Genomic DNA, 264 nt, shown 5'->3' on the forward strand with positions numbered 1-264 from the left:
TTGTGCTCGTATTGGCGCTATTCATTCGGTAGTATTTGCGGTTTTTTCTGCAACAGCACTTGCCACACGCATTAATGATTCAGATTGTAAAATAGTGATCACCAGTGATGGTTCTTTCGGAGGAAATAAAACGATAGACCTTAAAGGAATTGTAGACGAGGCTTTAAAAAATTGTCCCTGCGTAGAGACCGTGCTGGTAGCTAAACGTATTAATTCTAATATACAACTAAAAGAAGGCCGTGATAAATGGTTGCACCCTTTATT

The 264-nt window shown here is 39.0% G+C and carries 1 pseudogene; it reads left to right on the top strand.

From position 1 onward, the window contains the following. Positions 1 to 264 (top strand): annotated as a pseudogene (locus ACY2RT_RS15405) (acetate--CoA ligase); the annotation flags it as partial.

The sequence above is a fragment of the Ulvibacter sp. 2210JD10-4 genome (genome assembly GCF_058148525.1).